The organism is Kitasatospora putterlickiae (genome assembly GCF_039527695.1).
Lineage (GTDB): Bacteria > Actinomycetota > Actinomycetes > Streptomycetales > Streptomycetaceae > Kitasatospora > Kitasatospora putterlickiae.
Genome location: NZ_BAAAKJ010000091.1, coordinates 1 through 7,694, shown reverse-complemented (window position 1 = coordinate 7,694; position 7,694 = coordinate 1). Strand labels below are relative to the sequence as shown.

5 protein-coding genes are annotated in these 7,694 nt (G+C 74.1%); 4 read left to right on the top strand and 1 reads right to left on the bottom strand.

Annotated elements, in window-relative coordinates; all coding sequences use genetic code 11:
* A partial coding sequence (locus ABD308_RS09960) for an acyl-CoA dehydrogenase family protein (protein ID WP_344331021.1) occupies positions 1 to 1,083 on the bottom strand: 1,083 nt, incomplete at its 3' end.
* Positions 1,084 to 1,614: 531 nt separating this feature from the next.
* On the opposite strand from ABD308_RS09960, the gene ABD308_RS09955 reads away from it, so the two are divergent.
* The 4 genes from ABD308_RS09955 to ABD308_RS09940 all read left to right on the top strand — a co-directional run.
* The gene (locus ABD308_RS09955; RefSeq protein ID WP_344331010.1) at positions 1,615 to 2,796 is read left to right on the top strand and encodes a 3-deoxy-7-phosphoheptulonate synthase; all 1,182 of its coding nucleotides are present in this window, start codon (positions 1,615 to 1,617) and stop codon (positions 2,794 to 2,796) included.
* Between the two features lie 70 nt (positions 2,797 to 2,866).
* Entirely contained in the window at positions 2,867 to 3,544 is a 678-nt protein-coding gene (locus tag ABD308_RS09950) for an isochorismatase family protein (protein ID WP_344331008.1), read from the top strand.
* The gene (locus ABD308_RS09945) at positions 3,541 to 5,421 is read left to right on the top strand and encodes an anthranilate synthase family protein (protein WP_344331004.1); all 1,881 of its coding nucleotides are present in this window, start codon (positions 3,541 to 3,543) and stop codon (positions 5,419 to 5,421) included. The genes ABD308_RS09950 and ABD308_RS09945 overlap by 4 nt, the downstream gene beginning before the upstream one ends.
* Before the next feature lie 232 nt (positions 5,422 to 5,653).
* A partial coding sequence (locus tag ABD308_RS09940; protein ID WP_425554731.1) for a type I polyketide synthase occupies positions 5,654 to 7,694 on the top strand: 2,041 nt, incomplete at its 3' end.

The window sequence follows — 7,694 nt, the reverse complement described above, 5'->3', positions numbered from 1 at the left end:
GCCGATCGTCTCCAGCGTGGTGGCCAGCCAGGAGATGTCGGCCGCGCGGGCCAGGTAGCCGAGGCCGCCGTGGATCTGCAGCGCGTCCAGGGAGTTGGCCACCGCGGCCTCGGAGACCGCGACCTTCGAACGGGCGACCGCGCTCACGTCGTCCTCGTCCTGGTCGAGCAGCCAGCAGGCCCGGTACAGCAGCAGCCTGGCCGCCTCCAGCCGCTGGTCCATGGAGGCGATCTTGTGGGACACCGCCTGGAACCGCCCGATCGGCTGCCCGAACTGCCGCCGCTCGCCCGCGAACCTCACGCAGTCCGTGAGCTGACGCTCCATCAGGCCGAGGTAGATGCCGAACAGGCAGGCCCGCTCCCAGGCCATCGAGTGCTGGAAGATCGCCGCGCCCTGCCCCTCCTCACCCAGCAGGTAGCGGGCCGGCACGTGGCAGTCGTCGAACCGCACCCGGCCCGCCGGACAGCCGGCCAGGCCCATCTTCGGCAGCGGCTCGCCCAGCGTGATCCCGGGCAGGCCGGCCGGCACCGCGAAGGCCGACTGGCCGAGGAAGCCGGCCTTCGGGTCGGTGACCGCGTAGGTGACGACTAGGTCCGCGATCGGGGCGTTGCTCGCCCAGGACTTCTCGCCGTTCAGCAGGTAGCCGTCGCCGGTGGGCTCCGCCGTCACCCCGATGTTGCCGATGTCCGAGCCGGCCCCGGCCTCGGTCATCGCGTTCGAGGCGATCAGCTCGCCGCTCGCCAGCCCCCTGAGCAACTCGTCCCGGACCTCGTCGGAGGCGAAGTCCCGGACCGGGACGGCGCAGGCCAGCAGGTGCGCGGCGACCGCGAAGGCCAGACCGGTGTCCGGGCAGGCCCGGCCGAAGGCCTCCAGGGCCAGCGCGGTGTCCAGGGCGCCGAGCGCGCCACCGCCCGTCTCGGCGGGCAGGCTCAGACCGGTCAGTCCGAGCTTGCCGGCGGCCCTGAAGTCCGCCCGGGTCTGCTCCGGATCGCCGGACGGCCGCCGCCCGTCCCAGTGGGCACCCACGTCCTGGAGGATGCGGGCGCAGCGCTCGCGCTGCGCCGTGGAGAGTCCAAAGTCCATAGCGATTTCGTGCCCTGTCGTCAGGAGTTGGTTCGGTGCTCCCGGAACGGGAACCGGTCGGTGGCGACCGGCGTGGTCCCCGCGGCGAGCCCCGCGGGAGACCGGTCGAAGAGCGCAGGAGGGCAGCCGCGCACCGCCGCGTTCGCGCTGCCCGCCGCCCTGGCCGGGACCACGCTAATCAGGCCCCCGGAGGGGTGTCACCCCCTAGAAACCGACCCGGACTCCGGCGCCGCCGCCGCACCGCGGCGGCCCGTCTAAGGGTCTCCCCTTACCGCCGCCCGCCCCCCTGACCTCGCGGTTCTAGGGGTTCCGGGGGAGGGGCCTTCGCCCCAGGATGGTGCGACGACGCGTGGTGGAACCCGTACGGGTGGACGGCCCGGGAGCGAGCGCGGCCCCCGCCCCGGACGCGGCCAGGCGACCCGGCCCACCGGGAGCCGGCGGACCGCACGGCGGTGCTGCCCCGCCTTCCCCCGGCGTCAACGGGAACCGACTCGACCCAGAACCGCCGTCAAGTGCTGAGGAGTGGCCGGCATGCAACTGGGGACCGACACACACGCTTTCCTCGACGGGAGGCCGGCGGGGCAACAGCCCGACTGGCACGACCGGGAGCGGCTGCGGCACGTGCGCGAGGAGCTCGCGACGACCCCGGGGCTGGTGTCGCCCGCCGACACCGCCGGGTTCCGCGAGCTGCTCGCCGAGGTGGCGGCCGGGCGCGCCCACGTCGTCCAGGCCGGTGACTGCGCCGAGGACCCGGCGGAGTCGACCGCCGACTACGTGGCCCGCAAGATCGGCCTGCTCGACGTGCTGGCCGGCACCATGCGGATGCGCACCGACAAGCCCGTGGTACGGGTCGGCCGGATCGCCGGGCAGTACACCAAACCGCGCTCGCAGCCGACCGAGACCGTCGCCGGCGTCGAACTGCCCGTCTACCGCGGCCACATGGTCAACGGCCCGGAGCCCGACCCGGCCCTGCGCCGGGCCGACCCGGAGCGGATGCTCGACTGCCACCGGTCCGCCACCCGGGTCCTGGACCACCTGGGCTGGCTGCGCCCCGACCGCGACTGGCGGAGCGCGCCGTACGTGTGGACCAGCCACGAGGCGCTGCTGCTGGACTGGGAGGTGCCGCTGCTGCGCCGCGACGACCAGGGCCGGCTGCACCTCTCCTCCACGCACTGGCCGTGGATCGGCAACCGCACCAACCGGATCGACGGCGCCCACGTCGCGCTGCTCGCCGCCGTGACCAACCCGGTGGCCTGCAAGGTGGGACCGGAGATGACGGTGGACGAGCTGGTCGCGCTCTGCGCGGCGCTCGACCCCGGCCGGGAGCCCGGCCGGCTCACCCTGATCTCCCGGATGGGCGCCCAGGCCGTGGCCGAGCGGCTGCCGGAGCTGGTCCGGGCGGTGCGCGCCGCCGGGCACCCCGTCATCTGGCTCTGCGATCCCATGCACGGCAACACCGTCCGCACCGCCGAGGGGCTCAAGACCCGCTACGTGGAGTCGGTGCTCTGGGAGGTCGAGCAGTTCCAGAGCGCGGTGGCGGCGGCCAACGGCGTCCCCGGCGGCCTGCACCTGGAGGTCACCGCGGACGCGGTCACCGAGTGCGTGGCGGACGCGTCGCTCGCCCACCAGGTCGGCGAGAAGTACACCAGCCTGTGCGACCCCCGACTGAACCCCGCCCAGTCCGCCGCCGTGGTCGCGGCCTGGCGCTCCTAGCCCGAGAGCCGCCGGCCGCCCCCGGGAACCCGGAAGGGGCCCACGCGGACCCAGAAGAGGAAGCAGGACCATGCCAGGGATACCCCCCATCACGCCGTACCCCATGCCGACGCGGGACGACCTGCCCGGGAACACCGTCGGATGGTCCGTCGACCCCGACCGGGCCGTACTGCTCATCCACGACATGCAGCGGTTCTTCCTGGCGGCGTTCCCGGCCGGCAGCCCGCGCACCGAACTGGTCGCCAACGCCGCCGGGCTGCGCGAGCGGTGCGCGGGGCACGGCATGCCGGTGGCCTACACCGCGCAGCCGGGCTCGATGACCCGGCAGGAGCGCGGTCTGCTGAACGACTTCTGGGGCCCCGGCATGACCCGGGAGGCGGCCGACCGCGAGGTGGACCCCCGGGTGGCGCCCGCGGCCGGCGACTGGCACCTGACCAAGTGGCGCTACAGCGCGTTCTTCCGCACCGACCTGCTGGAGCGGATGCGCGCCGAGGGCCGCGACCAGCTGGTCCTGTGCGGGGTCTACGCCCACGTCGGCGTGCTGACCACCGCCATCGAGGCCTACTCGCACGACATCCAGACCTTCCTGGTCGCCGACGCGGTGGCCGACTTCGACGCCGCCCACCACCGGATGGCCCTGGAGTACGCGGCCGGGCGCTGCGCCATGGTGGTCACCACGGCGGAGGTCCTGGGCGCCCTCGACGGCGCCGGCCGCGAGCCGGCCGTCGCGACGGGAGGCCGGGCGTGACCACCGGCCCCGCGAGAGAGCTGATCGAGCGGCTGCTCGCCGACCAGCCGCCGCCCTTCGCCCTGGTCCACCGCCCCGAGTCGACCGGCCCGGACCGGCTCGACCTGTTCACCGGCCCGGTCGCCGGCTACGACACCCTGGCCGGGCTGCCCGTCCCGGACGGCCCGCCGCCGGCCGGCCGGGCGGCCCACCAGGTGCTCGCGCTGATCCCCTACCGGCAGGTCGCCGAACGCGGCTACGAGTGCACCGACGACGGCACCCCGCTGCTCGCCATGACGGTGCGCGAGCACGCCGTGCTGCCGGTCGCCGAGGTCGTCCAGGCCATCCCCGACGTCCCGCTGCGGCTCGCCGGCGGGCACTTCGACGTCGGCGACGACGAGTACGCGCGGATCGTGCGCACCGTCATCGACACCGAGATCGGCACCGGCGCGGGCGCCAACTTCGTGATCCGGCGGTCCTTCGTGGTCGACATCACCGACTACACCCCGGCCGCCGCGCTCGTCGTCTTCCGCCGCCTGCTGCAGCGCGAGACCGGCGCCTACTGGACCTTCGTCGTGCACACCGGCGAGCGCACCCTGGTCGGCGCCACGCCCGAACGGCAGATCAGCGTGCACGAGGGCGTCGCCGTGATGAACCCCATCAGCGGCACCTACCGGTACCCCCTCTCCGGGCCCACCGCGGACGGCGTGAAGGAGTTCATCGCCGACCGCAAGGAGACCGAGGAGCTCTACATGGTGCTGGACGAGGAGCTCAAGATGATGGCCCGGATCTGCGACCGCGGCGGCCACGTCACCGGCCCCCACCTGCGGGAGATGGCCCGCCTCGCGCACACCGAGTACTTCATCACCGGCCGCACCGACCGCGACGCCCGCGACATCCTGCGCGAGACCATGTTCGCCCCCACCGTCACCGGCAGCCCGGTCGAGAGCGCCTGCCGGGTCATCCGCCGCCACGAGCCCGAGGGCCGCGGCTACTACAGCGGGGTGATGGCGCTCATCGGCCACGACGAGTGGGGCGGCACCGCGCTCGACTCCGCCATCCTGATCCGCACCGCCGACATCGACCGCGCCGGCCGGGCCAGGATCGGCACCGGCGCCACCCTGGTGCGCCACTCCGACCCCTACGGCGAGGTCGCCGAGACCCGGGCCAAGGCCGCCGGGCTGCTCGCCGTCCTCGGCGCGGGCGCCGGCCTCGGCGAGGACCCGGAGATCCGCGCCGCCCTGGCCGCGCGCAACACCGGCATCGCGCCGTTCTGGCTCACCCCCGGCGAGGAGCGGCACGACGCGGAGCGCGAACTGGCCGGCCGGACCGCGCTGGTGATCGACGCCGAGGACACCTTCACCGCGATGCTGCACCACCAGCTCGCCTCGCTCGGCCTGGCCGTGACGGTCCGCCGGTTCGACGAGCCCTACACCTTCGACGGCCAGGACCTGGTGGTCATGGGCCCCGGCCCCGGCGACCCGAACGACGACCGCAGCGCGAAGATCGCCCACCTGCGGCGCACCGTCCGCGGCCTGCTGGACGAGCGGCGGCCCTTCCTCGCCGTCTGCCTCAGCCACCAGACGCTCAGCCGCGAGCTGGGCCTGCAGGTGGAGCGCTGCGCCGTGGTCAACCAGGGCCTCCAGCGCGAGATCGACCTGTTCGGGGAGCGCGAACGGGTCGGCTTCTACAACACCTTCGCCGCCGTCAGCGACAGCGACAAGGTCGACTGCCCGGGCGTCGGAACGGTCGAGGTCAGCCGCGACGCCGCGACCGGCGAGGTGTACGCCCTGCGCGGGCCGTACTTCGCCTCCCTGCAGTTCCACGCCGAGTCCGTACTGTCCCCGGGAGGGGTCCGCATCCTCGGCAACGCGGTCAGGGAACTGCTCCTGGTCTAGGGCTTGTCTGACGATTCCCGCCGCGCGCACGACGCCGGGCATCCCGCCTGGACGCACCGCCGAATCGTCCAAGTACGTCCAGTACGAGGACGTTCCGGCGGCACGCCCAGCCGGGCGCCCAGCGCCGCGCGCTGATGCGGCGCGAATTGTCAGACAAGCCCTAGCGGGGGCTGCCCTCCCCTCTCCACCCCTCACCACCGCGCACCACCCACGAAAGGCTGGACTGATCCCGATGGCGGACGTCTCGAAGGCGGACGAGCAGAAGACCGTTGAGTACCTTCGGCGCGTGACCGCGGAGCTGCAGAAGACCCGCCGTCGCCTGCACGAGGTCGAGGCCGGGCTGCTGGAGCCGATCGCGGTGGTGGGCATGGCCTGCCGCTACCCGGGCGGGGTGGGTTCGCCGGAGGAACTGTGGGACCTGGTCGCCGAGGGCGTGGACGCGACCTCGGAGTTCCCGACCGACCGGGGCTGGCCGGAGGACCTCTACGACCCGGACCCGGAGCGGTCCGGCAAGTCGTACGCCCGCCGGGGCGGCTTCCTGGAGGGCGCGGCCGGCTTCGACGCCGAGTTCTTCGGGATCTCGCCGCGTGAGGCGCTGGCCATGGACCCGCAGCAGCGCCTGCTGCTGGAGGTCTCCTGGGAGCTGATGGAGCGGGCCGGGCTCAAGCCCTCCGCGCTGCGCGGCAGCCGCACCGGCGTCTTCGTCGGGGCCGCGACCTCGACCTACGTCCCCGACCTGGAGCGGGTGCCGGACGCGGTGGAGGGCTACACCCTCACCGGCAACCTCGCCAGCGTGCTGTCGGGCCGGGTGTCGTACTCCTTCGGGTTCGAGGGCCCGGCGGTCACGGTGGACACCGCGTGCTCCTCCTCGCTGGTCGCCCTGCACCTGGCCGTCCAGGCGCTGCGCCAGGGCGAGTGCGAACTCGCGCTCGCCGGCGGCGTCACCCTGCTCGCCAGCCCCGCCCCCTTCGTCGAGTTCTCCCGCCAGCGCGGACTGGCCCCCGACGGCCGCTGCAAGCCCTTCGCGGCCGCCGCGGACGGCACCGGCTGGGGCGAGGGCGTGGGCCTGCTGGCCCTCGAACGGCTCTCGGACGCCAAGCGGCTGGGCCACCGCGTGCTCGCCGTGGTGCGCGGCTCGGCGGTGAACCAGGACGGGGCCAGCAGCGGCCTGTCGGCGCCGAACGGCCCCTCGCAGCAGCGGGTGATCCGCGCGGCGCTCGCCAACGCGGGCCTGTCGGCGGCCGACGTCGACGCGGTGGAGGCGCACGGCACCGGCACCAGGCTGGGCGACCCGATCGAGGCGCAGGCGCTGATCGCCACCTACGGCCAGGACCGGGACCGGCCGCTGCTCACCGGCTCGCTGAAGTCCAACATCGGGCACACCCAGTCCGCCTCCGGCGTCGGTGGCGTGATCAAGATGGTGATGGCCCTCCAGCAGGAGGAGCTGCCGCCCACCCTGAACGTGGACGAGCCGTCCCCGTTCGTCGACTGGTCGGCGGGCGCCGTGTCCCTGCTGACCGAGTCGGTTGCCTGGCCGCGCGGCGAGCGGGCCCGGCGCGCCGGTGTCTCCTCCTTCGGCGTCAGCGGCACCAACGCGCACGTCATCGTCGAGGAGGCCCCCGTCCTGGAGGCCCCCGCGGCGGCCTCGGACGGGCCGGCGGACGGCGTCGCCCCGGCCGTGGCCGGAGCGCTGCCGCTGCTGCTCTCCGGCGGCAGCGCGGGTGGCCTGCGCTCCCAGGCGGCCCGCCTGCTGGAGTTCGCGGACGCCCGATCCGAGGACGAACTCACGCCGTTCGCCCGGGCCTTGGCCGAGCGTGACGGGCTGCGTCACCGGCTGGCGGTGGTCGGTGGCGACCGGGCGGAGCTGCTGGTCGGCCTGTCGGGCTTCGCCGAGGCGGGCCGCGCGACCGCCGGCGTGGTGACCGGTCAGGTGGTCGGTGAGGTCGGGGTGGCGTTCCTGTTTTCGGGTCAGGGTGCTCAGCGTCCGGGGATGGGGCGGGAGTTGTATGGGGTGGCGCCGGTGTTCGCGGTGGCGCTGGATGAGGTGTGTTCGCATCTGGACGGGTTGTTGGGGCGTTCGCTGCGGGAGGTGATGTTCGCCGGGGAGGGTTCGGCGGAGGCGGCGTTGCTGGATCGGACGGTGTTCACGCAGTCGGCGTTGTTCGCGTTCGAGGTGGCGTTGTTCCGGCTGGTGGAGTCGTGTGGTCTGCGGCCCGACCTCCTGGTGGGGCATTCGATCGGTGAGTTGGCGGCCGCGCATGTGGCGGGTGTGC